Source organism: Comamonas serinivorans (assembly GCF_002158865.1).
Classification (GTDB): Bacteria; Pseudomonadota; Gammaproteobacteria; order Burkholderiales; family Burkholderiaceae_C; genus Comamonas_E; species Comamonas_E serinivorans.
The window spans coordinates 4,111,915-4,137,955 of record NZ_CP021455.1; the positions used below are offsets into that span (position 1 = coordinate 4,111,915).

At 68.2% G+C, this 26,041-nt stretch carries 22 protein-coding genes and 1 pseudogene; 7 read left to right on the top strand and 16 right to left on the bottom strand.

From position 1 onward, the window contains the following. Positions 1-61 precede the first annotated feature (61 nt). The 9 genes from CCO03_RS17620 to CCO03_RS17660 all read right to left on the bottom strand — a co-directional run bounded on the left by CCO03_RS17620 (position 62) and on the right by CCO03_RS17660 (position 9,765). Positions 62-1,210, bottom strand: coding sequence for a tyrosine recombinase XerC (locus tag CCO03_RS17620; RefSeq protein ID WP_087283214.1), 1,149 nt, complete (start codon positions 1,208-1,210; stop codon positions 62-64). Between the two features lie 15 nt (positions 1,211-1,225). Further along, the gene (locus tag CCO03_RS17625; protein ID WP_087284881.1) at positions 1,226-1,903 is read right to left on the bottom strand and encodes a DUF484 family protein; all 678 of its coding nucleotides are present in this window, start codon (positions 1,901-1,903) and stop codon (positions 1,226-1,228) included. A gap of 306 nt (positions 1,904-2,209) precedes the next feature. Then, entirely contained in the window at positions 2,210-3,157 is a 948-nt protein-coding gene (gene dapF / locus CCO03_RS17630; RefSeq protein WP_087283216.1) for a diaminopimelate epimerase, read from the bottom strand. Between the two features lie 7 nt (positions 3,158-3,164). Beyond that, on the bottom strand, positions 3,165-4,382 hold the full coding sequence (locus CCO03_RS17635) for an NAD(P)/FAD-dependent oxidoreductase (RefSeq protein WP_087284882.1): 1,218 nt from the start codon (positions 4,380-4,382) through the stop codon (positions 3,165-3,167). Between the two features lie 182 nt (positions 4,383-4,564). Beyond that, positions 4,565-5,260, bottom strand: a complete 696-nt coding sequence (locus tag CCO03_RS17640) for an ABC transporter ATP-binding protein (protein WP_087283218.1) — start codon at positions 5,258-5,260, stop codon at positions 4,565-4,567. A 4-nt stretch (positions 5,261-5,264) separates the two neighbouring features. Next, positions 5,265-6,053 carry an ABC transporter ATP-binding protein gene (locus CCO03_RS17645; protein WP_087283220.1) on the bottom strand — a complete coding sequence of 263 codons (789 nt, stop codon included), beginning with the start codon at positions 6,051-6,053 and terminating at the stop codon, positions 5,265-5,267. A 48-nt stretch (positions 6,054-6,101) separates the two neighbouring features. Next, entirely contained in the window at positions 6,102-7,391 is a 1,290-nt protein-coding gene (locus CCO03_RS17650; RefSeq protein ID WP_087283222.1) for a branched-chain amino acid ABC transporter permease, read from the bottom strand. Positions 7,392-7,395: 4 nt separating this feature from the next. Continuing rightward, complete coding sequence (locus tag CCO03_RS17655; RefSeq protein WP_087284884.1) at positions 7,396-8,349, bottom strand: branched-chain amino acid ABC transporter permease; 954 nt, start codon at positions 8,347-8,349, stop codon at positions 7,396-7,398. 186 nt (positions 8,350-8,535) lie between these two features. After that, a complete protein-coding gene (locus tag CCO03_RS17660; protein WP_087283224.1) occupies positions 8,536-9,765 on the bottom strand; it encodes a branched-chain amino acid ABC transporter substrate-binding protein in 1,230 nt (409 codons plus the stop codon). Between the two features lie 201 nt (positions 9,766-9,966). Between CCO03_RS17660 and CCO03_RS17665 the strand changes: the two genes are divergently transcribed. The 4 genes from CCO03_RS17665 to CCO03_RS17680 all read left to right on the top strand — a co-directional run bounded on the left by CCO03_RS17665 (position 9,967) and on the right by CCO03_RS17680 (position 15,306). After that, positions 9,967-11,619 (top strand): MBL fold metallo-hydrolase, encoded by a 1,653-nt coding sequence (locus tag CCO03_RS17665; protein ID WP_087283226.1) that lies wholly within the window; start codon positions 9,967-9,969, stop codon positions 11,617-11,619. 261 nt (positions 11,620-11,880) lie between these two features. After that, positions 11,881-12,402, top strand: coding sequence for an Rrf2 family transcriptional regulator (locus CCO03_RS17670; protein ID WP_087283230.1), 522 nt, complete (start codon positions 11,881-11,883; stop codon positions 12,400-12,402). Between the two features lie 158 nt (positions 12,403-12,560). Continuing rightward, a complete protein-coding gene (locus CCO03_RS17675; protein WP_157667780.1) occupies positions 12,561-13,994 on the top strand; it encodes a DUF898 family protein in 1,434 nt (477 codons plus the stop codon). 7 nt (positions 13,995-14,001) lie between these two features. After that, complete coding sequence (locus CCO03_RS17680) at positions 14,002-15,306, top strand: M48 family metallopeptidase (protein WP_087283234.1); 1,305 nt, start codon at positions 14,002-14,004, stop codon at positions 15,304-15,306. A 545-nt stretch (positions 15,307-15,851) separates the two neighbouring features. On the opposite strand, the gene cyaY is transcribed toward CCO03_RS17680, so the two are convergent. Then, positions 15,852-16,175: an iron donor protein CyaY gene (gene cyaY, locus CCO03_RS17685; RefSeq protein WP_087283236.1), complete on the bottom strand. Its 324-nt coding sequence runs from the start codon at positions 16,173-16,175 to the stop codon at positions 15,852-15,854. 13 nt (positions 16,176-16,188) lie between these two features. Between cyaY and lptM the strand changes: the two genes are divergently transcribed. After that, the gene (gene lptM / locus CCO03_RS17690) at positions 16,189-16,488 is read left to right on the top strand and encodes an LPS translocon maturation chaperone LptM (RefSeq protein WP_087283238.1); all 300 of its coding nucleotides are present in this window, start codon (positions 16,189-16,191) and stop codon (positions 16,486-16,488) included. 442 nt (positions 16,489-16,930) lie between these two features. Here lptM and CCO03_RS17695 read toward each other — a convergent pair whose 3' ends face one another. The 5 genes from CCO03_RS17695 to CCO03_RS17715 all read right to left on the bottom strand — a co-directional run bounded on the left by CCO03_RS17695 (position 16,931) and on the right by CCO03_RS17715 (position 23,404). Then, positions 16,931-17,587, bottom strand: a complete 657-nt coding sequence (locus CCO03_RS17695; protein WP_087283240.1) for a protein-methionine-sulfoxide reductase heme-binding subunit MsrQ — start codon at positions 17,585-17,587, stop codon at positions 16,931-16,933. 188 nt (positions 17,588-17,775) lie between these two features. Next, positions 17,776-18,768, bottom strand: coding sequence for a protein-methionine-sulfoxide reductase catalytic subunit MsrP (msrP, locus tag CCO03_RS17700; protein ID WP_087283242.1), 993 nt, complete (start codon positions 18,766-18,768; stop codon positions 17,776-17,778). 404 nt (positions 18,769-19,172) lie between these two features. Beyond that, complete coding sequence (gene ccsB / locus CCO03_RS17705) at positions 19,173-20,525, bottom strand: c-type cytochrome biogenesis protein CcsB (protein WP_087283244.1); 1,353 nt, start codon at positions 20,523-20,525, stop codon at positions 19,173-19,175. Further along, entirely contained in the window at positions 20,522-22,666 is a 2,145-nt protein-coding gene (locus CCO03_RS17710; RefSeq protein WP_087283246.1) for a cytochrome c biogenesis protein ResB, read from the bottom strand. The genes ccsB and CCO03_RS17710 overlap by 4 nt, the downstream gene beginning before the upstream one ends. Positions 22,667-22,786: 120 nt before the next feature. Continuing rightward, the gene (locus tag CCO03_RS17715; RefSeq protein ID WP_087283248.1) at positions 22,787-23,404 is read right to left on the bottom strand and encodes a c-type cytochrome; all 618 of its coding nucleotides are present in this window, start codon (positions 23,402-23,404) and stop codon (positions 22,787-22,789) included. A gap of 248 nt (positions 23,405-23,652) precedes the next feature. Between CCO03_RS17715 and yihA the strand changes: the two genes are divergently transcribed. Next, the gene (yihA, locus tag CCO03_RS17720; RefSeq protein WP_087283251.1) at positions 23,653-24,429 is read left to right on the top strand and encodes a ribosome biogenesis GTP-binding protein YihA/YsxC; all 777 of its coding nucleotides are present in this window, start codon (positions 23,653-23,655) and stop codon (positions 24,427-24,429) included. 262 nt (positions 24,430-24,691) lie between these two features. Here the strand turns inward: yihA and CCO03_RS17725 are convergent. Then, positions 24,692-24,952 (bottom strand): annotated as a pseudogene (locus CCO03_RS17725) (ABC transporter substrate-binding protein); the annotation flags it as partial. A gap of 167 nt (positions 24,953-25,119) precedes the next feature. Here CCO03_RS17725 and CCO03_RS17730 point away from each other — a divergent pair. After that, positions 25,120-26,040: an alpha/beta fold hydrolase gene (locus CCO03_RS17730; RefSeq protein ID WP_087283254.1), complete on the top strand. Its 921-nt coding sequence runs from the start codon at positions 25,120-25,122 to the stop codon at positions 26,038-26,040. The last annotated feature ends 1 nt before the right edge of the window (position 26,041 follow it).

Genomic DNA, 26,041 nt, shown 5'->3' on the forward strand with positions numbered 1-26,041 from the left:
CCACACCTCGCCTGGAGCGCACGCCAACCACGGCGCACGGCCAGCGCCCGGGCGGCCCACGTCACGGCTTTTTCCGGCGCGCGCGCGGGTGCGCGGCGTCGTAGGTCTGGGCCAGGTGTTGAAAATCCAGCCGGGTGTAGACCTGGGTGGTCGTGATCTGGGCATGGCCCAGCAGCTCCTGCACGGCGCGCAGGTCCTGGCTGGACTGCAGCACGTGGCTGGCGAACGAATGCCGCAGCATGTGCGGGTGCACCGGCGTGGCCAAGCCCGCCAGCAACGAACGCCGTTTGAGCCGCTGCCAGATGGCCTGCGCGGTGAGCCGCGTGCCGCGCCGCCCCAGGAACAGCGCGAGGTGGTCGCTGGCCCGGTCGTGCGTCCTGCTGCTGACGGCCGCGCGGTCAGTTGAACCGTCAGTCGGACCGTTGGCCATGGGGTCGGCCACGTTGTCGCCAGCCGGCGCCAGGCTGGTCTTGCCTGACTCCGACCCCGGTTCCGGCACGGGCACCGGCGCAGCCCCGCCCGCGGCCGCATGGCTTGCACGCAGGTCCAGCCAGCGCCGCACCGCCTCGTCCGCCAGGCGCCCCAGCGGCACGCTGCGGCGCTTGCCGCCTTTGCCCTGCACCTGCACCTCGCCCGCCTGCAGGTCGACCCAGCCGCGCCCGGCGCGCGCGGCGGCGTCGCTGGCGGCCACATCCAGGCCCACCAGCTCGCCCACGCGCAGCCCGCAGCCGTAGAGCAGCTCCACCATGGCGGCGTCGCGCGCCTCCAGCCACGGGTCGTCGGTGTCCAGGGTGTGATCGGCCAGCTGCATGGCCTCGTCCACGGCGATGGCCTTGGGCAGGGGTTTGGCCTGTCGCGGTGCGCGCACGTCCTGCACGGGGTTGGCCGCCACGCGCCCCTCGTGCCCCAGCCAGGTGTAAAAGCCGCGCCAGCCCGACAGGATGAGCGCAATGCCACGCCCGCTGCGGCCGCTGCCGTGCATCTGCGCGGCCCAGCGCCGCACGTGGTGGACCTGCACCGCCAGCAGGCCGATGCCAGCCCCCTGGGCCAGCGCCTGCAGCTTGCCCAGATCCAGGGCGTACAGGCTCAGTGTGCGGGCTGCCAGGCGCTTTTGCACCCGGCAATGCGCCAGGTATGCAGCCACCAGCGATTCATTGTCGACAGCAGTGGATGCATACCCCAACGAGAGAGCAGGTGACGCATCGGCCATGCGTGTGCCCCGCGCTCAGTCCTGCAGGCGCGAGATCGCGGCGCTGCCCAGCTCGGCCAGGCGCTCCAGGAAGTCGGTCGCCATGCCGGCTTCGTAGCGCTGCGCGTCGGGCGAGGCCAGCACCAGCAGCCCGCTAGCCTGAGCCGCCTTGGGCCGGCGCAGGGCGACCAGCGCAATCGAGGCCGCCTGGTCCGGGTGCTCCAGCCAGCTCACGGCGTCGAAGCCGGCATTGAGGCCGCAGTACGGCGAGGTCAGCGAATTGGCCAGGCTTTTCACGTCGTTGCCCACGCCTTGCGCAAACGGCTCGCCGGCGAACGGCGCGGCCACGTCCCAGACCTTGAGCGCCACCTGCGGCACACCGAAGGCGTCCTGCACGCCATGCGCCATCACCTGGGGCAGGTCTGCGGGCCGACCGACCTGGAACATCTGCCGCGCCCAGCGCAGCAGCTTGTCGCCGATCAGCATGTTCTCGTTGCCATGGCGCACCATGTCCATGATGCGGTGCTCCAGCACCTTGATCTTCTCGCGCAGCATCTCGGCCTGACGCTCTTGCAGGCTGACGGCACGTCCCCCGTGGGGGCTGGAGAGCTGGACGCTGGCCAGCAGCACGGCGTGGCGTTCGAAAAAATCGGGCGTGTTGACCAGGAACTCGGCGATGTCTTCTTCGGTGATGGGTTGAATGCTGGTGGACATGCTCATGCCGACCTTTTCTCCTGCTTGTCTTGCGTGAATCCGGGTGCCGCACCCCGCAACCCGACGTTGGCGGAGTATCCATCAATGGCCGTTTCAAATTCAACGGCAGGCACTGCATACTGCCCGATGATAGCCGCAGAAGCCGGCCACAGCCGTCGCCATCACGGCCTGCAGCCCCGCCGCCAGCGCCCCATCATGCCGCAGGACGCGTCGCGGGCATCGCGGCGCTGTCCATCAGCGCGACGTCAGGCTAGCCTCTGGGCGGGCCCTCAGCCAGGGCTGGCCCTGAGGCCGCAGTGTCGGCCCTCAGGCCTCGTCCGCGACCGGCGCCGGCGCAGCGGCGGGCCGACCCAAGGCATCGGGCACGTTCACCTCGCCATGGAACACGGTTTCGGCCGGGCCCGTCATGAACACCGGCGCCGCCAGGTCGCCCGACCACTCGATGGTTAGGCGGCCGCCACGCGCCTGCACGTCCACGCGTGCATCCAGCAGCCCCAGGCGGATGCCCGCCACCACGGCAGCGCAGGCCCCGGTGCCACAGGCCAGGGTTTCGCCCGAGCCCCGCTCGAACACGCGGATGCGCGTGCTGTCGCGGCTCAGCACCTGCAGAAAACCGGCGTTCACGCGTTGCGGAAACGCCGGGTGCGACTCCACCCAGGGGCCCACGGTGTCCACAGGCGCCTGGTCCACATCGCCGGCCACGAACTGCACGGCGTGCGGGTTGCCCATGGACAGCACGGCCACCGGTTGCGCCGCGGCCGCTGCGTCGCCCTGCGCCCCCTCGTGCGCACCCAGCTGCCACACCGGCCAGCTGCTACCCGGCACGGGCTGCGCGAAAGCCGGGTCGAACGGCACCTGGGGCAGCGCAAAGACGGGGGCCCCCATGTTGACGGTGACGCGCTGGTCGGCGTTCATGCGCAAGGTGATGACGCCGTGCTTCACCTTCACGGTGACGCTGTCCTTGGCGGTCAGGCCTTTCTCGCGCACGAAGCGCACGAAGCAGCGCGCGCCGTTGCCGCACTGCTCCACCTCGCTGCCGTCGGCGTTGTGGATCACGTATTCAAAGTCCACGCCCTGGGCGCGCAGCTGGGGCGAGACGGCACGCACCGTCAGGATCTGGTCGGCGCCGACACCGAAGCGGCGATCGGCCAGCCACTGGTACTGGGCCGCCGTCAGGCCGTAGGTGCCCCGGGTTTCGTCGAGCACGACGAAATCGTTGCCCGCGCCTTGCATTTTGGTGAATGGCAGGTACATGGCCGAATTATCCGCGCGATGCCCGCAGGCGTGCAGGCGCGAAGTCCGCCGGGCCCACGCCCTGCGCGGCCAGGCACCGTGCCAGGCCAGCGGGCAGCGGCGCGCGCCGCAGCAAGGTGGCGGCCAGCCACGAGGCCCCGGCCGCGCTCTGGATGCCGTAGCCGCCTTGGGCCGTGAGCCAGAACAGCCCGGCGCAACCCGGGCCGCCGGCATCGTCCCAGCCGATGACCGGTTCGCCATCGGCCACGAAGCAGCGCAGGCCGGCCCAGGTGGCACGCGGCCGGCGGATCGTCAGGTCCAGCGCCTGCTGGATGCGGTCGATGCCGATGGCGATGTCCAACTCCTCGGGCTGCACATCGTGCGGCGGCATGGGGTCGGCATTGGCCGGCGACCCCAGCAGCAGGCCCGCATCGGGCTTCACGTAGAAGGCCTCCCGCCAGTCGAGCAGCATGGGCCAGCGCGACACGTTCACGCCCGCGGGCGGCTCGAAGGTGAAGGCCGAGCGGCGCTTGGGCACCAGCCCGATGGGCGCAGCGCCCAGCAACTGCCCCAGTTCGTCGGCCCAGGCCCCGGCGGCGTTCACGACCACATCGGTGTGCACGGTGCGCGTCTCGCCCGCCACGCTGAGCGACAAGGCCCAGGCATCCGGCTGGCCATCGCCTGGGGTCAAGCGCTGGGCCGCGAGCGGTTGCGCCTCGCACCGCAACACGCCCCCGGCCGCCTTGAAGCCGCGCAGAAAACCCTGGTGAATGGCGTGCACGTCCAGGTCCAGCACATCGGCCTCGTACAGGGCCGCCGCGCAGGCCTCGGGCCGCAGCAGCGGCACGTGCGCTCGCGCGCCAGCCACGTCCAGCCGTTCCAGCTGGGCGCCCTGGGCCTGCAAACGCGCCTGCATGGCCCACAGCTCAGGCTCTTCGCCGGGGGCTGCGATGAACAGGGCGCCACGCGGGTGCACGAGCGCATCGGCCGCGAAGCCGGCCGGCGGGTCGCTGTAGAAGGCACGGCTCGCGCGCGTCAGCGCCTGGATGCCGGGCGGGCCATAGCTCTCCATGAACAGGGCGGCCGAGCGCCCGGTGGTGTGGTAGCCGGGCTGGGCCTCGCGCTCCAGCAGCAGCACGCGCGGCGCAGGTGCGCGCGCATCGGCCGCCGCCGTGAGTTGCCAGGCCAGCGAGGCCCCGGCCATGCCGGCGCCGATGATGACGATGTCGAAGTGCTCTGCGTGCATGGCCGCATTGTTGCGCGGCGCGCGCAAGCGGTCGACCCGCCATGCGGGCGGTGATGCCGCGCCGCCACACCCCGTCGGGCGGCCGAACGATGCACCCATCAAGCAGGTAGTATGGCCTCACTCCCGCTCATTGAAAAAAGGCAAGAACCCCATACTGCCATTCACCCAAAACAGAGTCCGCCTCACACCTCGAGCCAGGCCTTGCGCACCGCCGTCGCCTCGCGCAGCGCTTGCGGGGTGCCGTCAAAGACGATCTGGCCGTGGCCCATGACGAGCACGCGGTCGGAGATGTCCATGGCGATGGTGAGCTTCTGCTCGATCAGCAGCACCGAAATGCCACGCCGCTTGAGCTGCTGCAGGTAGTCGGCCACCTGCGCCACGATCATGGGTGCCAACCCCTCGGTCGGCTCGTCGATGAGGATGAGGTCGGGGTCGCCCATCAGCGTGCGGCACAGCGTGAGCATCTGCTGCTCGCCACCCGACAACACCCCGGCCTCGGTGTGCTCGCGCTCTTTCATGCGCGGGAACATGCGCCACATGTCGTCGTAGGTCCAGCGCGGCTTGGCTTTGCCGCGTTTTTCGCCCAGCGCCAGGTTCTGCCGCACCGTCAGGCGCGGAAACACCTCGCGGCTCTCCGGCACGTAGCCCAGGCCCAGGTGCGCGATGTCGTAGGCGGGCTTGCCGATCAGGGACTGGCCGCGAAACGTCATGTCGCCCTCAGCGTGCACCAGGCCCATGATGGCCTTGGCCGTGGTCGAGCGGCCGGACCCGTTGCGACCCAGCAGGGCGACGATCTCGCCCTCGCCCACCGCCATGTTCACGCCATGCAGCACATGGCTTTTGCCGTAGTAGGCGTGCAGGTTGTTCAGCTTCAGCATGGCCTCATCCCTCCGACGCGGCGAGTGCATCGCCCGTGGCCTGTGTGCCGTGCGCCTCGCCCAGGTAGGCGGCCTGGACCTGCGGGTTGGCCTGGATGGCCGCCGGTTCATCGAAGGCGATCACCTGGCCATAGACCACGACGGCGATGCGATCGGCCAGGCCGAACACCACGCCCATGTCGTGCTCCACGGTCAGCAGGGTCTTGCCCTCGGTCACGCGGCGGATCAACTGGGTGAAATGCTCGGTTTCGACGTTGCTCATGCCCGCCGTGGGTTCGTCCAGCAGGATGACCTGGGCGCCGCCGGCGATCGTCACGCCGATTTCCAGCGCGCGTTGCTCGGCGTAGGTCAGGTTCATGGCCAGCACCTCGCGCTTGGCCGTCAGCCCCACCATCTGCAGCAGCTCTTCGGCACGCGCGTTGGCGTCGTGCAGGTTGGCCAGGAAGCGCCAGAACGTGTAGCCATAGCCCTGCGGCCACAGCGTGGCGCAGCGCAGGTTGTCGAACACCGAGAGCTTGCCGAACAGGTTGGTGATCTGGAAGCTGCGCGCCAAGCCCAGGCGGTTGATGGCGTAAGGCGGCTTGCCGCCGATGGATTGGCCGGCCAGCAGCACCTCGCCGCTGGTGGGGGTGAGGCGGCCGCTGATGAGGTTGAACAGCGTGGACTTGCCCGCGCCGTTGGGGCCGATGACGGCCACGCGCTCGCCCTCGTTCACGGCCAGGTCGATGCCGCGGATGATCTCGGTCTGGCCGAACTTCTTGGTCAGCTGCTTGATTTCAAGGATGGGGGCCATGCATGCACTCGCAAACGATGTGTGGGGGTATGAGTCGGTTGGCGTTCATCACACCTTCTCGATGGCAGCGATCTCCTCCTGGATGCTGCCCCAGGCACGCGCAAACCGGCGTTGCACCCACCACAGGGCAGCGCCCCCCAGCACCAGCAGCACCGCGGCCAGCACCCACGACCCCGCCGCGGTGGTGTCGAGCGAATACCCCATGAGCTGCACCTCGGGGCCGGTGGCGGCGTTGAGCTGGCGGTGGTAGGTCATCTCGACCAGCATGGCCAGGCCGGCCAGCGCCACCGCCCCCGTCACCAGCAAGCCGGCATAGGGCGCCAGCAGCCGCTTCATCTTGCCGTGCGCGGCCACGCGCAGGTTGTGCGCCACGATGCTGGCCACCCCGCCCGGCGCGTACATGACCATGAGCGTGAACACCAGGCCCAGGTAGAGCAGCCAGGCCTTGGTCAGCTCGGACAGCAGGATGGAGGCGAACACCAGCAGCACCGCGCCGATGATGGGTCCGAAGAAGAAGCCGGCGCCGCCGAGGAAGGTGAACAGCAGGTAGGAGCCCGAGCGCACCATGTTCAGGCTGTCGGCCGCGTTGACGATCTCGAAGTTGATGGCCGCCAGGCCGCCGCCAATGCCGGCGAAAAAGCCCGCAATGATGAAGGCGATGTAGCGCACCAGCCGCGTGTTGTAGCCGATGAACTCCACCCGCTCGGGGTTGTCGCGCACGGCGTTGAGCATGCGGCCCAGCGGCGTGCGCGTGAAGGCGAACATCAGCGCCGTGCAGACGAAGCAGTAGGCGGCGATGAGGTAATAGACCTGGATCTGTGGCCCGAAGCTGATGCCCAGCGGCTGCGCGCCGTAGACGCGGTCGCCGCTGATGCCGCCTTCGCCGCCGAAGAAGCTGGGGAACATCAGCGCCATGGCGGCCACCAGCTCGCCCAGGCCCATGGTGATCATGGCGAACGTGGTGCCCGACTTCTTGGTCGTCACATAGCCGAACAGCACGGCGAACAGCAGCCCGCCCAGGCCGCCCAGCAGCGGCACGACGATGAGCGGCGCCGGCAGCTGGCCATCGGCCGCCAGGTTCACCGCATGGATGGCGATGAAGGCGCCGAGGCCGGTGTAGACGGCGTGGCCGAAGCTCAGCATGCCGCCTTGGCCCAGCAGCATGTTGTAGGACAGGCAGATGATGATGAGGTACCCCATCTGCGACAGCATGGTCAGCGCCAGGCTGCTGGTGAACACCTTGGGCGCCAGGATGAGCGCCAGCGCGAAACCGGTCCAGACCAGCCAGCGGCCCAGGTTCAACGGCCGGTATGTGAAAGGGGCAGCGGTGCGGGCCATGGTGTCAGCCCTCCCGCTTGCCGAGCAGGCCCTGGGGCCGGAAGATCAGCATCAGCACAAGCAACAGGTACGGCAGGATGGGGGCCACCTGTGAAATCTTCAGCCCCCACAGCTCCCAGCCGCGTGAATCGGGCGTGAGCTGCACGCCGACATGGGCCAGCAGGGTGGCCAGCGAGTAATCGATGCCCACGGCGAAGGTCTGGAGCACGCCGATCAGCAGCGACGCCAGCAGCGCCCCACCGAGCGAGCCAAAGCCCCCGACCACCACGACCACGAAGATGATGGAGCCGACCGACAGCGCCATGGCCGGCTCGGTCACGTAGGTGTTGCCCCCCAGCACCCCGGCGAGGCCGGCCAGCGCCGCGCCACCGCCGAACACCAGCATGAACACGCGCGGCACGTTGTGCCCCAGGGCCTCGGCCATCTCGGGGTGCGTGAGCGCCGCCTGGATGACCAGGCCGATGCGCGTGCGCGTGAGCACCAGCCAGATCGACACCATCATCAGCAGCGCCACGGCCATGATGAAGGCACGCGACTTGGGAAACTGCGTGCCGTAGATCGAAAACAGCGGCCCCTGCAGCTGCGCGGGCAGTTCGTAGGGCACGGCCGAGCGGCCCCACACCAGCTGCACCACCTCGAGGATCAGGTAGGACAGGCCGAAGGTCACCAGCAGCTCGGGCACATGGCCAAAGCGGTGCACGCGGCGCAAGCTGTATTTCTCGAACAGCGCCCCCAGCACGAACACCACGGCGGGTGCCACGAACAGGGCCAGCCAGTAGCCGATGACGTTGGCGATGGAATAGGCCAGGTAAGCCCCCAGCATGTAGAAGCTGGCGTGCGCAAAGTTGAGCACCCCCATCATGCTGAAGATGAGCGTGAGCCCGGAACTGAGCATGAACAACAGCAGGCCATAGCTGACCCCGTTGAGCAGCGAAACGACAAAAAACTCCAGCGTCACACCCATTCCCCGCTTGTTCGATCACCACAGAGTATCTGGCCATCTCCGTTTCATTCCAAACGGCAACCGACCCATACTGACTTCATTCATCCAGATAACTGCACCCGAAACCGGCACGCCACGTTGCTCAGCCGCGCGCAGCGCGCGCTGTCCGCGGGGCGCAACCGGCACCGGATGCGGCGCGCCTCAACCCGGCCGCTTCATCTGGCAGGTGGTCGGCGTGCTGGCCGTGGCCGCGTCAATGGTCTTGACCGGCACCAGCGTGTAGCCGGTGTTCTCGGGACTGTAGGGGAACTTGTCGCTGGCCTTTTCCCAGCGCGTGACGAACAGCGGCTGCTGAATCTGGTGGTCGGACTTGCGCAGCTCGGCCTCGCCATTGAAGCCCTTGAACTTCAGGCCCTCCATGGCGACCGCCACCTTCAGCGGCTCGGTGCTCTTGGCCTTGGCCATGGCTTCGGACAAGGCCTGGAACACGTTGTAGGCCCCCACGGTGTAGAGGTCGTCGTTGAAACGCTTCTTGAACTCGACCATCAGCGGCTGCATCGGACCCGTCATGTTGTAGTGCGCATAGGCGGCCTGGTAGACCTTGCCGGCCGAGGCGGCGCCCATGGCCGTGGGTGCACCCGTCACCCCGGCGTAGTAGGTGAAGTAGCGCACGTTCAGGCCGGCGTCGTTGCTGGCCTTGATGAGCAAGGCCAGGTCAGACCCCCAGTTGCCGGTGATGACGGTGTCCGCCCCCGAGGCCTTGATCTTGGCGATGTAAGGTGCGAAATCGCGCACCTGCGCCAGCGGATGCAGGTCTTCGCCGACGATCTGGATGTCGGGCCGCAGCTCCTTCAGGTCTTCCTTCGCGAACTTGGTCACCTGCACGCCATGCGAGTAGTTCTGGTTCAGCAGGTACACCTTCTTCACGTCGGGCTGCTCTTTGATGAAGTTGGCCAGCGCCTTCATCTTCATCGAGGTGTCGGCGTCGAAGCGGAACTGCCAGTAGCTGCATTTGGCGTTGGTCAGCTCCGGGTCGACGGCGGCGTAGTTCATGTAGAGCGCCTCCTTGCCCGGGTTGCGCGCGTTGTTCTTCTCCAGCGCATCGATGATGGCCAGGGCCGGGCCCGAACCATTGCCCTGCACGATGTAGCGCGCGCCCTGGTCCAGCGCCGAACGCACGGCTGCCGTGGTTTCCTGCGGACTGAGCTTGTTGTCGATGCCGATCACCTCGAACTTCACGCCTGCGGGGTTGCTCTTGTTGAAGTGCTCGGCCAGAAACTGGAAGGTCTTGAGCTGGTTGGTGCCCACGGCGGCCATCAGGCCCGAGAGGGGATCGATCCAGGCCAGCTTCACGGTCTGACCTTGCTGCGCGTGCGCCGCCAGGGACGCGAACAACAAGGCGGAAAAAACTGCAGGGCGCGAATACCGCATGGGAAGTCTCCTGTGTGTGTGAACGTGACGAACCCGCGCAGGGTATCGGGCCAGTGCCCCGCCGCGAAACGGGGTATGCCCTCGTTCCGCATGTGAAATTGGCTGCCCGGACGGCCTGCCGGCCCGTGCGCGCCGTGCTGCGACAAGGCCATGCGCCGAATTGGGGCAACATGCGGGTTTCTGCCCCTCCAAGAGCCCCACATGCCTCGTTCCTCCGAATTGCTCTACCCCCAGCGCGAGCCCGTGACTCCCCGCCCGGCCGCCACCGTCCTGCTGTTGCGCGATGGTGAGCAAGGCCTGGAGGTGCTGATGACGCGGCGCTCGCTCACGGCCAGCTTCACCCCGGGTGCCTACGTCTTCCCGGGTGGCGCCCTGGACGCCACCGACGGCCAAGCCCAGGACGTGGCCCGCCACCGCCCCGGTCAGGTCGGCGCCGCGCTGACGGATGCCGTGGCCGCCCTGCGCGAAAGCTTTGAGGAAGTCGGCCTGCTGCTGGCCGAAGACGCCGAAGGCATCGCCATCTCGGCCGCCCAGGCCAGCACGCTGGACCGCAGCGCGCCCCTGCTGCCGCAGCTGCGCGAACGGGGCTGGCGGCTGTCGGCCCAGCGCGTTCACGTGCTGGCGCGCTGGATCACGGACCGCGACATGCCCAAGCGCTTCGACGTGGGGTTCCTGGTGGCCCCTGCCCCCGTCGACCAGACCCCGCAAGCCGACGAACAAGAGCAGTTCGACCCGGTGTGGGTCAACCCCTCGCAGGCGCTGGCACGCCATGCCGAGGGCACGTTCAGCATGATCTTTCCCACCATCCGCACCCTGCAGCGGCTGGCCGCCTACGCCACGGTGCAGCACGTGCTCGACGCCTGCGACTCGGAACAGCCGCTGTGGGTCAGCAGCCCGCGTGGCGGCCACCTCAAGGACAAGGTGGAGCGCTTCATGGAATCCGACCCCGCCTATGGCGAGCTGGCGCTGACCTGCCCCGATGGGCAGTTGCAGCATCGCCTGGATTGGCAGTCGCTCACGCCGGTGTCGCTGACGCAGGGCGTGCGCCGCCTGACCGCACCCAACCCCGGCATCATGACCGGCCCCGGCACCAACACCTACCTCATCGGCCGGCCCGAAACCGGCTTTGCCGTCATCGACCCGGGGCCGAACGACCCGGTGCACCTGCAGCGCATCCATGACGCCACGGGCGGCGACATCCGCGTCATCCTCTGCACGCACTCCCACCTCGACCATTCGCCAGGCGCAGCCCCCTTGCAGGCGCTGTGCGCCAACCGCCCGGAGGTGCTGGGCCTGCCCTCGGCCCCCACGGCCAACGCCATGCACCCGCCCTTCCACCCCGACCGGACGCTGCAACACGGTGAGCTCATCACCTTGAGCGGTAAGGTGGACGGCGCCCCCCACCACTACACGCTGGAGGCCTTGTTCACGCCAGGCCACGCCGCCAACCACCTGTGCTTCGTGCTGCGCGAAGACGGCCTGCTGGTCTCGGGCGATCATGTGCTCAACGGCTCGACCACCATCGTCTCGCCGCCCGACGGCAACATGGACCATTACCTGGACTCGCTCGATCTGCTGGCCGAGGCCTGCGTGCGGTGGCAGATCGGCTACATCCTGCCGGCCCACGGCCATGTCCTGGGCTTTGCCAACAAGGCCATTGCCCACCTCAAGGCCCACCGCCTGGCCCGCGAAGCCAAGGTGGCGGCCGCCATGCGCGCGCTGCCCGAGGGCTCACTGCAGGACTGGGTGGCCCACGCCTACCAGGACACCCCGCAGGCCCTGTGGCCGATCGCGGCCCGTTCACTGCAGGCCCACGTGGACCGCATCCGCCGCCTGGAGGCGCAAACGGCGTAAAAACGGGTAAAAAAAGTGCCCCTGCGCCCTTGAAAACGCTTGAATAGCGCCAGGGCGCTCCCATGTCACTCCCATGGCACTGGTCGGCGTCATTGCCGCGAACCCGCACCAGATGGATGCGAACTGCCTGCAAAAAGACGTCTTCATGACGAAAATTGTGGGAACTTTGTGCCGAAGCGGTCCATCCATGGGTACACGAGCGCGCTGAAGTGGATGACTGGCCACCAGCGGGACAGCCACCAGTCTTTAGGAGTGACAAAAATGCGATTGAGCACCAAGGGCCGTTTTGCGGTGACTGCCATGATTGACGTTGCCTTGCGGGAAGCCCAAGGCCCTGTGGCCTTGGCTGCCATCAGCACACGTCACCAGATTTCCCTGTCGTACCTCGAACAGCTGTTTTCCAAGCTGCGCCAACAAGGCCTGGTGGAAAGCACGCGTGGTCCCGGTGGCGGCTATTCGCTGAGCCGCGAGGCCCGCTCCATCAGCGTGGCCGACATCATCTGCGCCGTGGACAGCGCTGCCCCCGGTGCCGAAGACGGCAGTGACGAGGCCGGCTGCTGGATGACCGAAGACCTCTGGCGCCAGCTCAACTCCCGGATGATGGAACACATGCAGTCCATCAACCTGCGCATGCTGGCCGATGAACAGCTGGCCAAGGGCGTGGAGATCGACGTCAAAAAGCCCAAAAAGCGCGGCGTGTTTGCCAAGCCCAAGGGCGAGTCCCGGGCATCGGGACCCAACTCGGTCTTTGCCCTGGGCCAGTTGGCCACCGCCCGCGGCTGATCGGTTCCTCTTTCTTTTCCCTCCTCCTGACGCCGCTGGTCGGCGTCTTTTTTTGTCCACAAACAGGCGGGAGGGCGTCGGCCGGATGCGCAACCGACGCCGATTCCCAACGCAGGGGCGACAAACTTTTACACTCGTGGCTGCAGGAGGGAGATTCCATGACCCAGATGGTCAATGACCCCGTGCAGCCCGGCACGGCTGCGAACGCCGATGTCTCGGCCGCGCAGCCGCGCCCCCCCATCCACAGCCACCCCCTTCACTTTGCCGGCACCGGTCAGGCGTACTTTCGGGTCTGGCTGGTCAACGTGGTGTTGACCGTGGTCACGCTGGGCTTTTTCACACCCTATGCCCGCCGACGCACGGCCTCGTACTTCTACAACCACACCGAGGTCGCGGGCTCGCCCCTGGAATTCACCGCCTCCATCCGCCGCATGATGGTGGGCTTCCTGATCGTGACCGCGGCCTACGTGGCGTACGAGCTGGCGTCGTTCCTCGAGTACGAGTGGGCCGTCAACGTCATGCTGGTGCTGGCCGCGGTGGCCGCCCCCTTCCTGTGGGGCAGCGCCATGCGCTTTCGCACGCGCGCCACGCGCTGGCGTGGCCTGCGCCCGCTGTTCGTGGCCCGCTGGGGCGAAATCTACCGGCAATCGTGGCCCGTCTTTGCCATCGCCCTGGTCTGGATCGGCGTCGTCGTCGCCTTCAACTACTCGGGCCTGCAGCGGCACGTCGAACTGGCCCAGGCCATGGAAGCCCTGCAGGAGCGCCACGACGACCTGCAGGCGCAGATCAGCGACCTGGAAGACGCCTCGGACACGCCCGACGAAGCCGAACTGGCCCCGCTTCGGGCCGAGCTCCAGACCGTGGAAGACCAACTCGCGGCCCCGCCCTACCAGGCGTATGACGACTACTTCCACATCTACATCGACGCCGTGAAGGCGAAGTGGCACGTCCTGGCGGCCATCGGCGTCGCCGGCGTGGTCGCGACGCTGCCGTTTGTGGTGCTGCTCGAATTCAACTACCGCCGGCTGTTCGTCACGCGGACCCAGATCGGCGGCCTGTTCGGCCACTGGAAGCCCGTGTACGGCGACTTCCTGCGCGTCTGGATCGCCACCATCGGGGTCTCGGTGCTGGTGCTGGTGCTGGCCGGCGCGCTGTTCACCGGCCTGGGGGTGATGGCCGCCGCCGCACTCAGCATGGGCTCGATGGGCATGATGATCTGGGCCGGCCTGCTGGTGGCCGTGCTCTGGCTGGCCTTCATCGTGTTCGCGTTCTCGCCCATCCTGGCCTACAAGCAGGCCCGCATGTTCCAGCTGCTGTGGAACAACATCGGTGTGGGCCCGCTGGCCCGCTTCAAATGCAAGCTGAATGCCTGGGCCTTCGTGCGACTGCGCCTGTGGAACCTGCTGCTGACCGCGCTGACGCTGGGCTTTTACCGCCCCTATGCCCGTGTGGCCGAATACCGCATGAAGCTCGAGTCGGTCACGCTCTATGTCAAGGGCGACCTGGACGAGCTGCAAGGCCGCCTGAGCCAGGAGCAGGGCGCCCTGGGGGACGCCTTTGCCGACCTGATCGGGCTCGACCTGATTTCGTGAGCTTCGCATGCCCTCCTCCCTGCAACCCACCCGCCCCGCGCCCCTGTCCCCCGAAGGCCAGACCCAGGCCGCGCGCCTGCGGTCGCTGCAAGCCCTGTGGTTCGACGGACGCAGCAGCAAAGCGCGCGCCGCCTGGGTGACGCCCCGCCCGGGGCCGGGCGGCCCCATGCTGGTGGTGCGCCCGCTGGACGGCGCCACGGCGAGCATCCAGCTCACCCACCGGCAGGTGCACTGGCCCGAGGTCTGGCGCGCCAAAGGCAAGCCCTCGGGTCCGCTGCTGATCGACCTGGGCGACCACGGCAGCCTGGAGGTGAACGACCACCAGGCCTGGCACGCCGCCGTGCGTGCCGCGGGCGGACGGGCCAGCCTGACCACCCGCATGCAGACCCACTGGCCCACGCTGGCCCTGGTGGGCGCCGTGGCCGTGGGCGGCCTGTGGGCGTTCTACCACTGGGGCACGCCCTGGGCGGCCACCCAATTGACGCGGTTCGTGCCGCTGGCGGTCGAGCAACAGGTCAGCAGCCAATACCTCGAGCAGCTGGATCAGCGCATGCTCAAGCCCAGCCGCCTCCCGGCCGAGCGTCAGCAGCAGCTGCGAACGCAGTTCGATGCCCTGGTGCAGGGCATCCAGCCCAGCATGACGCACTATGCCCACTACCGCCCCCCCTACCGGCTGGAGTTTCGCCACGGCATGGGCGCCAACGCCTTTGCCCTGCCCGGCGGCACCATCGTCATGACCGATGGCATCGTGCGCCAGGCCCAGATGCTGGGCGCACCCGACGACGCCCTGCTGGGCGTGCTGGCCCACGAAGCCGGCCACGTGGCCCAGCGCCACACCAGCCGCGCTGTGCTGCAGCAAGGGGTGCTGCAGACCGGCATGTCGCTGGCACTGGGCGACGTGAGCGGCATCTTCGCCACTTCGGCCACCTTGCTCACCAGCCTCGCCTATTCCCGCGCCCATGAAACCGAGGCGGATTGCTTTGCCGTGGCGCTGATGCAGCACCTGGACAAGCCCACACGCCCCATGGGCGACCTGCTGCTTGCGCTGGAGAACGAGCCCGACGACGCGTCCTCCGAGGCGCCGGCCGATGGCGCCAGCGCGGCGACGCCCGGCGTAGCGACGCCCGGCGCGACGGCGCCCGGCGCAGCAGCATCGGGTACAGCAGCGGCGTCGGGTGCAGCCTCCGCATCGGACAGCCCCCAGGCCGACGCCTCCGCCCAGGGCCCGGACTGGAGCTGGATCAGCACCCACCCCGACACCCGCGCCCGCGCCGAAATGCTGCGGGAAGGCCGCTCGCCGAGCTGTCGCTGAACTGGTCAGGGTCGACGTGGGTCGCGAGTTTGAGTGCAGTATGCATGCATTGCCGTTTTGCCACCATCGGCATCAACGCCATACTACCCAATGCAACCACGACAACGGCGTCGCAGCGGCGTCGACTGCTGACGCCACCGCCCCCACTCTGCCACCCGAGCTGTGCGCCTCGTCACGCCGCCGATCGCGCATGCCACCTGGCTGAACCTGAGTCGCCTGCCACCAGCGGTTCGCGGTCCAGGTCAACGTGTGACTGTGGTGCTGGATCGTCTGCATGCCCCTGATCGACGTCGATGCGGGCGCGCTCTGGAGCCAGATGCAGGGCGGGATCAGCGTGATCGACTCAAGAGCCTGGCGCTCGGCGTCACTGTCAGTTTCGCGGCCCTGCTGCAGGGCTACCTGGCGTGCGGACGAAAACGCCCCGTTCTCGCGCTACGTCGGTCAACCCCAGGCCCAGCGCCGCAGCGTGCCCCAGGGTTGCACAGCGGACGAAGCGGCCAGCGACCTTGGAAAAACCTGCGCCGCGAGCAGCCGGCGTTCGTCCGTCAGAACCTCAGGGGCAAGCCGGCTTGGGCGCTGGCTTCGCGGTTGAGCACGGTCCAGAACTCGTCACCCGATTTGGTGTCGCGCCACGCGCCATCGACCAGGCGGTAGTGGTAGCCGCCCGATTTCGCGGCCAGCCACACCTCGTGCAGCGGCGGCTGCAGGTTGATGACGATCTGGCTGCGGTTGGCGAACACCAGGGTGATCATGCCGCCGACGCGCTGGTTGTCGATGTCGGCGTCGGTTTCGTCGTTGATGGCATCGCAGGCCGCTTCGATGCGCGCCAGCAGCGCCTCGGCCTGATCCAGGTACTCGTGGTCGGTCATTACAATCTGGTCCATGTCTGGTGTTGGCCAAATTCTATTCATCCGGCGCGTTGCGCTGGCAGCAGGGGTTTGCCTGCTGATGGCAGGTTGCGGCCAGCGCGGTGACCTGTATCTGCCGCAGTCGCCTGAGGCGGCCCAGCGCACGCGCCTGCCCGGTGTGGTGTTCCTGCCCAGCCCCAGCCAATCGGCAAACCCATCGGCGAACCGACCGGCAAGCCCCGCGACAGCCGCATCGGCGCCTGCGTCGAGCACGCCCGCATCGCCGGCATCTGCTGCGTCCGACACCGGCGCGGTCAGCTCGCCGGTCCGCTGAGTCCGACACGCGGACGGTTGACCCAGCGCAGCGGGCCGAGTGACCGCTGCTGCCCCCAGTCGGTCAGCCTCTGATGGGCTGTTCCGGCCTCACGCAACGCACTCATCACGCGGCATCGGTGCGCTACGGCAAGGGCAGCGTGGGCGGTGCGCTGAACCTCACGAGCAAGCGTCCACTGCCGGACCCGGCTTGCTGAACCCCTGATGGCTGTGCCGCTCGGCCGTGCGTTCGATGGCGGCTGCGCGTCGGGCCACCGCGCGCTGGCCTTCCGCTTCCTCGATGGCTTTGAAGGCGACCCGTCCCCCAGGCCTGAGCCAATCAGCCGAGCGACGATCAGCAACGAAGTGCCCACGGCATCTGCCCGATTCATCACCAATTAATCAAGGGTATGCAGCCATTTCCGATCGTTGATCAACGGATAGTGCACCATACTACCCACCCATCAAACACGCACAGCCGCTCGTCGCTTGTGCCAGGCGGCCCGGACCCGCCACAGCAAGACCAGCGCCAGCCAGCCGCCGTAGAGCCAGACCTCGCCAAACAGCTGTTTGCCGCTGCGCATCCACAAGAAATGCAGCAGCGCCAGGGCGGCGGCCAGGTAGACCAGGCGGTGCAGGCGCTGCCAGCGCCGCCCGCCAAGGGCGCGCACGGCGCGGTTGAACGAGGTCAGCGCCAGCGGCAGCAGCAGCCCGAAGGTGGCCATGCCAACGGTGATGAAGGGGCGCTTGAGCACGTCGTGCCAGATGTCGGCCAGCTGCCAGCCCATGTCCAACCCCATGTAGGCCAGCACGTGGCAGGCGGCGTAGACGAAGCACAGCACGCCGGTGTTGCGGCGAAAGCGGGCCAGCGCAGGCAGGCCCAGGCTCACGCGCAGCGGCGTGATGGACAAGCCCAGGCACAGCAGGCGCAGCGCCCAGTCGCCGGTGCTACGGATCAACGTTTCGGCCGGGTTGGCGCCCAGCCCGCCCTGGATGGCGCCCCAGATCAACAGCGCCAGCGGCCACAGCGCCAGCAGCACCCACGCCGGCTTGGCCAGCGGGTGCATCAGCGCGCGGTTGAGCCCCGTTCGCAGGGCCAGGCGTGGGTCAGCAGGTGTCATGAAGCGATTCTGGTTCGATGCGTGAGCGCTCGTCTTGTGGCCACATCGGACCATGCGCACCGGGCGGCGTGTGGCGGTCGGCGATCATGCGGGTGAGGCGCCATCTGAACCCGTGCTGAAGGGCCATGCCCACCCCGACAGGGATCTGTCGCGGGGTGGCGCCTCAGGCGTTGCGCCGTTGGCGCGTGTCAGTAGTTGCGCTTGAGGTCCAGGCCCGCGTAGAGCTGGCCGACCTGGGCCTCGTAACCGTTGAACATCAGCGTCTTGCGCTTGGGGGTGAACAGGCCGCCATCGCCGATGCGGCGCTCGGTGGCCTGACTCCAGCGTGGGTGGTCCACGCCGGGGTTCACGTTGGCGTAGAAGCCGTACTCCTGCGGCGCGGACTTCATCCAGGCGCTGGCCACGGGCTTGTCGGTCAGCGTGATGCGCACCAGGGATTTGGCGCTTTTGAAGCCGTACTTCCAGGGCACCACCAGGCGCAGCGGCGCGCCGTTCTGCTTGGGCAAGACCTCGCCATACAGGCCAAAGGCCAGCAGCGTGAGCGGGTGCTGGGCTTCGTCCAGGCGCAGCACCTCCTGGTAGGGCCAATCGATGAAGCGCATGGACAGGCCCGGCATGCTGGCCTTGTCGGCCAGCGTGGTGAACACCACGTACTTGGCGCTGCCCAGCGGCTGCACGTGGGCCAGCAGTTTGGCCAGCGAATAGCCCACCCAGGGGATCACCATGGACCAGCCCTCCACACACCGCAGGCGGTAGATGCGCTCTTCCATCGGCGCCAGCTTGAGCAGCGTGTCCAGGCTCAGGGTCTGGGGCTTGCCCACCAGGCCGTCGACCTGCACGCGCCAGGGGTCGACGGGCATGCGGTCTGCGCGCGCAGCCGGGTCGGTCTTGTCGGTGCCGAATTCGTAGAAATTGTTGTAGCCGGTCACATCGCCATAGGCGGTGAGCTTGTCGCCCGCCGCCAGGCCTGCACCGGCCACGCTGCTGGCCACCGCCGGCAAGGCCCGCAGCTTGCCCGGCGCGCTCGCCGTGGCGGCCTGGGCCGGCAGCCAGGCCGATGCCGTGCCCACGGCCCCCGCCGCAGCGGCGGTGCGCAGCCATTGCCGGCGCGTGAGGTAGGCCGCCTGTGGCGTGACCTCATGCTCGCGCGGTTCAGACCAGGGGTTGGTGCGGATCAGCATGGCGATGTCCTTCAGGGTTCACGGCGCGGTGGGCTGGCGATGCCAACCGCCTGTGCGCCGGGCTGTTGCACGTTTCGGCGCAGGTTCGCCCGGCAACCCGGGATAGAGGCCCGGCGCGTGCCGGAGTTCCCCGCGGCTCGGCCGCAGCGACACCCGGCGGCCTGCATGCAGGGCGCGGCAACGTCACCGTGGCAGGCCGTGCAGGCGGGATTGGCAGCGCGCAGACGTTGGCGGCCATCGCACGCCAGATGCGCACGGTAACGCGTCCGGCATGGCCGATGCCGTGCACCTGCGGGTCCATCGTTGCCTCCAGCCTCGCTCAAGCCGGATTCACAGCCTGATGCAGTATCACCCCACTCCCGTTACTCAACAAACGGGAATGGCCACATACCCCACTCAATGAATCAAAGTTCGCCGTAGCTGTGCAGGCCCGACAGGAACATGTTCACGCCGAGGAAGGCGAAGGTCGTGACCACCAGGCCCGCCAGCGCCCACCAGGCCGAGACGGCGCCGCGCAGGCCTTTCATCAGGCGCATGTGCAGCCAGGCGGCGTAGTTCAGCCAGACGATGAGGGCCCAGGTTTCCTTGGGGTCCCAGCTCCAGTAGCCGCCCCAGGCCTCGGCCGCCCAGAGGGCGCCCAGCACGGTGGCGATGGTGAAAAAGGCAAAGCCCACGGCAATCGCCTTGTACATCAGGTCGTCCATCATCACCAGGCTGGGCGTGGTGCTGTTGATGAGCTTGCGGCCGGCGATCGTGAGGGCAAAGAACACCACCAGCGGCACCGCCATGCGCAGGGTCTTGTCGAGCGCGCCGGCCAGTTCAGCATCGCCCAGCCAGCGGAAACCGGCCACCGGCACGATGAGGAACACCACGGGAAACGCCACCAGCCCCACCCACAGCGCCCGCGCGCTCGCGGTCTTGAGCAGGTAAGCAAAGGCCACCATGGCCGCCAGGGCGAACGTGCCGTAGCCGATGAAGTTGGCCGGCACGTGCAGCTTCATCCACCAGCTTTTCAGCGCCGGCACCAGCGGCTGGATGACGTAGGCCTCTCGCACCAGCGCGTACCAGAGCAGGAAGCCCACCGCCGCGCTGACGATCAGCATCACGAACGGCCCCAGCGCGCGGGTGCGGTACTGAGCCTCGTAATACAGGTAGAACAGGGCCGTCATCCAGCAAAACAGCACGAAGACCTCGTACAGGTTGCTGACCGGGATGTGGCCGATGTCGGGGCCCATCTGGTGGCCTTCCCACCAGCGCACCATGGTGCCCACCAGCGCCAGCGTCACCGCCACCCAGGCGAACTTGCTGCCGATGCCCTGCCAGGCCTCGCGCTGCGAGGGCAACAGCGCCCCGCCCCAGTAGAACAGGGTGGCCAGGAAAAACAGCGTGCTCATCCACAGGATGGCCGATTGGCTGGACAGGAAGTACTTGAGCAAAAAGGCGGTGTCCGCGCGCGCCAGGTCGCCCTGGTAGAGCCACAGCGCCAGCAGGCTCAACGCCGCCACCACCGCCATCAACCCCTGCAACGGCCGCCAGAACCACCCCAGCCACACCACCACCGGGATGGTGGCCAGCAGGATGGCGCGCTCGTAGCCGTCCATGGCGAATTCGTAGTTCACGAAGGCGTAGAGACCGCCGGCCAGCACCAACGCGGCAAACAGCCAGTCGCGCCAGGTGCGGCGCGCGAAATAGCCGGCCTGGCTGTCCAGCTCCAGGTTGGGATCGGTCTTGGCAACGTGGGCCGTGGCGGTGTTCATCGGGGCTCTTCCTGATCACCCAGCAGCGTGTGGCGCAGCCGGGCAAATTCCTGATCGGCGTCCAGCGTCTTGCGGTTGGACGACAGCGCCATGGTCGCATGGCTGCGGCCCTTTGCGCCAGACCCCGGTGTCAACCAGATCCACAGCCGGCGCTCGCGCACGTAGAGCATGGCGAACACCCCCAGGATCAGCAAGGCGCAGCCCAGGTAGACCACCCACTTGCCGGGTGTCTTGGCCACCTGGAACACGCTGGCCTGGATGTGCTGGAAGTCGCGCAGCTGGAACGTCAGCGGCACCGGGTACAGACGGGCATCGGACAGGGCGACGATGGCTTGCGACAGGAAGCGCTCCGACGACGTCTGGCTGGCTGTGGGCAAACCGGCCCGCTCACGCGCCAGGGCATCGAGCTCGACCAGGGTGCCGTTGAGGATGCGCACCAGCACCGAGCCGGCTCGCTCGCGCTCGGCCTCGGGCACGTTGCGCTCGAGGAAACCCGCCACCGCCTGCAGGCCGCCATCGGCCCCTTCGATGGGCACGGCCCCGGCGAACACGTCGAGCACGCGCCCGGCCGACTCGGCCAGCTGCGCCTGCACCGCCTCGCGCCCGTCCGCCACGGCCTGGCGCGCGTAGCGGGCCACGGCCTGCTGGCGCAGCGCGGGGTCGGCCAGCGCCAGGCGCAGGCGCTCAAAGCCGGCCATGGTGCTGTGCTCATCGGCCGGAATGCGCAGGTAGCGGAACGGCTCGGCGAGGTTCTCGCGCACGCCCAGCAGGAACACCGGCACGCCGCCGTCTTTCATGTCCACGGGCAGCATGTAGTTGTTGAACTCACGCGCCTGCCCCGCCGCATCGCGCAAGCGGTAGGTGATGCTGGGGCCCACGTTGTGCAGGGCGCTGGGGGTGATGCCCTTGGTGCCCGAGCCCAGCCGCGCCTTCAATGCCTCGCCGAGGTTGGCCAGGTCCACCTTGCGCACATCCACGCTGGTGTCGGACCCGCCGCCCATGTTCTCCACGTTGATGACGCGCAGCGCATCGAACTCCAGCGTCATGCGTTGGTCGCCTACCTGCACGGCCTGGCTGCCGCCCACGGTGCCGGCCACCTCGAGGCCGGCCGGCGCCACGGCGGCGCCCGACAGCGCATGCGCCACGAGCTTGACCTGCGAGCCGCCGTCGTCAAAGCTGCTCTGGTACAGCGTGACACCGCGATGCGTGACGGGGTGGTTGACCTCAACCCGCGCGGGCGTGGCCGCGCCCGTGTCCTTGTCGTGGATGACGATCTCGCTGGCAAACAGCTTGGGCATGCCGGTGCTGTAGTACTCGACGATGAATTTCTTCAGCTCGACGGTGAACGGCAGGTCCTGCAGCAGCACGCCGTTCGACAGCGACAGCAACGCCGTGCCGGACTGCTGCCCCTCCGGCACCAGCAGGTTGCCGCGAAACGTGGGGTTGGCGGTCGACAGCCGGTGCACATCGGGCACCTGGGACAACTGCCCACTGCCGCGGTAAGCCGTCTTGCCCCCCAGCCACATTTGCGCCCGCACCATCCAGTCGCCATCGAGCAGGCCACCCAGGCAGATCAGCACGATGGCGCCATGCGCGGCCAGGTAGCCCAGCTTGTTGGCCGAGCCGGCCTTGGCGGCCAGCATGATGCCCTCGCCCTGCGGCGTCTCGCGGGCCTGCAACTTGACCTTCCAGCCGGCCCGGATCAGGCGGTTGCCCAGCCGCGTGGCTTCGAGCTGCGGCGCCTCGGGCAGCGCGGCCTCGGCCTTGTGGTGAAAGGCGCGCAGGCTTTGCGCGCGGATGTCTTCCTTGAAGGTCTTGAGGTCCGCCAGGATCTTGGGCGCGTTGCGCGCGATGCACAGCGAGGTGCTGACCACCAGGAACGCCATGATGAGCAGGAACCACCAGGCGCTGTAGATCGCCTGCAGCTGCAGGCGCACGAAAAACGCCGTCCAGAACGGACCGAACTCGTTGATGTAGTTGCCCAGCGGCTGGTGCTGCTGCAGCACCGTGCCGATCACCGAGGCGATGCAGATCAGCGTGAGCAGGGCGATCGCGAAGCGCATGGAGGACAGCAGCTCCACCGCCGACCGCACCGTGGGCGAGCCCTGCCGCATCTGCATACCGTCTGTGGAAATTGCCATCACCTGCCCAACACCGGGGCGGCCGCCCCTTGAAACACCAAAGCGGATGCCGGTTGTCGCCGGTCACCCGCTTTCACACGAAATTCCTGGCACCGGCCACACCGATGCAAGCCCCACCCGTCAGCGCAAACCCGCGATGTAATCCGACACCGCCTGGATTTCGCGGTCGTTCATCTTGGACGCCACATCGACCATGGGTTGGCTGTTGCCCCGCTGGCCCGTGCGGAAATGCTTGAGCTGCGTGGCGATGTAGTCGGCATGCTGGCCACCCAGGCGGGGGTACTGCGCCGGAATGCCGGCCCCATTCGGGCTGTGGCAACCGGCACAGGCCGCGATGTTGCGGTCCGAAATGCCGCCACGGTAGATGCGCTCGCCCAGGGCCAGGGTGTCGCCATTGCGGGCCTCGCCCGGCTTCACCTTCTGACTGGCCAGCCAGTAGGCCACATTGCGCATGTCGGCCTCGCTCAAGGCCGCGGCAAAACCCTGCATGACCGGGTCCTTGCGCGCGCCGGACTTGTAGTCCTTGAGCTGCTTGAGGATGTATTCGGGGTGCTGCTGCGCCAGCTTGGGCTGCGCCGGCACGGTGGAGTTGCCATCGGCGGCGTGGCAGGCCACACAGGTTGCACCGAAGGTTGCGCTGCCCTTGGCCAGGTCGGGCTTGGCAACGGGCGCCGGATCGGCCGCCCATGCCGAGGCAGACAGGACAGCAGACAGCAAAAACGAGGCAAGCAGCTTCATGGCGTGTCGTGGATAGTGGTCTGATGGTGCAACTGCCCAGTCCCGCTGCAATTGCCCTGCAATGCGTCTCGCCCCTCAACCTCCGGGCACAAGAGCCTCGCTGAAATTCTACAATGGGCCTTTTGCGCCCGGCTGCCACCAATGTGCCATGGCGCGGGTGCCGCCACGGTGCCCATCGGACCTTCGCAGGTCACTCAGGCGACCTCACTCAGGCAACCTGTTCGCCCGCCACCGCCAGCCCCACCCCCATGACCGCCAAGAAGCCTGTTCAGCGCCCCGCCCACGTGCGCGCCGCCCCGCCCCCCACGCCCGAGCAGGCCCAGGCCATGGCCTGGATGCACACGGCGCGCTTCCTGACCACGGCAGCGCAGCTCAATCAGCTGCCGCCGCACAACGCCCCCGAGATCGCTTTCGTGGGCCGCTCCAATGCCGGCAAGTCCACCAGCATCAACACCCTCACGCAGCAACGCCAGCTGGCCTACGCCTCCAAGACCCCGGGGCGCACCCAGCACATCAACCTGTTTGCGCTGGGCAAGCACGGCGAGACCGATGCCGTGCTGGCCGACCTGCCGGGTTATGGCTATGCCGCCGTGCCCAAGTCGGACAAGGAGCGCTGGCAACGCGTGATGGCCAACTACCTGGTGTCGCGCGCCAACCTGATCGGCGTGGTCATGCTGATCGACCCGCGCCACGGCCTGACCGAGCTGGACGAAGTCCTGCTCGAGGTGATCCGTCCGCGCGTCGAGGAAGGCCTGAAGTTCCTGGTGCTGCTGACCAAGGCCGACAAGCTCACCCGTGCCGAGGCCCGCAAGGCGCTGGACATCGCCCGCCTGCAGGCCGGCGGGGGCCAGGTGCAGCTGTTCTCTGGCCTGAAAAAGCAGGGCGTGGCCGAGGCCGCCGAGGTGCTGCGGCGCTGGGTGGCCGCAGCGCCTTCGGCACCCGACGCCGAGCCCGAGCCTGACGCCACGGCGGGTACGGCTGCGGCACCATCGGCCGCGCCTGCCGCACCGCCTGCCGCCGCCTGAGCGGCCCCCCACCGCCAGCGAGGGACGTCGCATGATGGCCTGACGGGAGCATCCAGGCCATTGATCCGCATGAGGGCGGCCCAGGCGCCCCTCGCATCCGAGATGCTGGCGCCGTCACTGACGGCAGTATCGACCGATTGTCGTTTGCACTGAAACGCCATCCCCACCATACTACCCATTCATCTTTTCAGCACGCCCACGGCCTGCAAGGCCTTGCGCCAGCGGCATTCAGGGGCCATGGTCAACATCGTCTGCTGCACCGGCCTGCGACAACCATGGCCGTGGGTGCACCCGTCACCCCGGCGTAGTAGGTGAAGTAGCGTACGTTCAGGCTGGCGTCGTTGCTGGCCTTGATGAGCAGGGCCAGGTCAGACCCCCAGTTGCCGGTGATGACGGTGTCCGCCCCCGAGGCCTTGATCTTGGCGATGTAGGGCGCGAAATCGCGCACCTGCGCCAGCGGATGCAGGTCTTCGCCGACGATCTGGATGTCGGGCCGCAGCTCCTTCAGGTCTTCCTTCGCGAACCCCAACCATCCTGGCCATCATCCTGCAGACGCGCTCCCCCCTGGTGATCGAGGCGCGTCCGCGTCGCCAAGCGAGCCGCGCCGTGCGCGGCCCGGGCCACCGTCGCGACACCTGCGCCCCCTGCCCCGCACCAGAATGGGCCGCATCCCCCCAGCCTGGAGATGCCATGTCCACCGCGGTCGAGACCTTTTCGCGCCAGTTGCCCAACGGCACCACCTTGAGCTGCCGCGCAACCGGCGCGGCCGGCCAGGACCGCCCGCTGATGCTGTTCGTGCACGGCTTTCCCGAAGCAGCCTTCGTCTGGGACGCGCTGATGCAGCATTTCGCGCAGCCCGAGCACGGCGGCTTTCGCTGCCTGGCGCCCAACCTGCGCGGCTTCGAACACTCGAGCGCCCCGCGCGAGGTCGCCGACTACCGCCCCCACCTGCTCATGCAGGACCTGCGCCAGCTCGTGGCCAGCGAGCGCCCCGACGGCCAGATCCACACGCTGGTGGCCCACGACTGGGGCGGCGCGCTGGCATGGGGCGTGGCCAATGCCTGGCCGGACCAGGTGGCCCGGCTGGTCAGCATCAACTCGCCGCACCCCGCCACCTTCGCCCGCGAGCTGGCCCACAACCCCGAACAACAGGCCGCCAGCGCCTACATGCACTGGCTGGCCAAGCCCGGCTCGGAAGCGCTGCTGGCCGAAAACGACTTTGCCCGCCTGATCGCCATGCTGGGCGACTCCGCCGGACCCGACGGCCAGCCCTGGTTGACCGAGTCGGTCAAGGCGCAATACCGCGCCGTGTGGCGCCAGGGTTTGACGGGGGCCTGCAACCTCTACCGGGTCACGCCCATGAAACCGCCCCTGCCGGGCCAGCCCGTCAACCTGCCCGAGCTGCCGCCCGAGCGCGTGCGGGTCGACGTGCCCACGCTGGTGATCTGGGGCACCGAGGACCGCGCCTTGCGTCCCGGCCTGCTGGATGGGCTGGATGCCCACGTGCCCCGGCTGACCGTGCAGCGCGTGCCCGGCGCCTCGCACTGGATCGTGCACGAGCAGCCGCAGCAGGTGGCGCAGGCCATCGCTGCCTTCCAGGCCCGCACTTGAT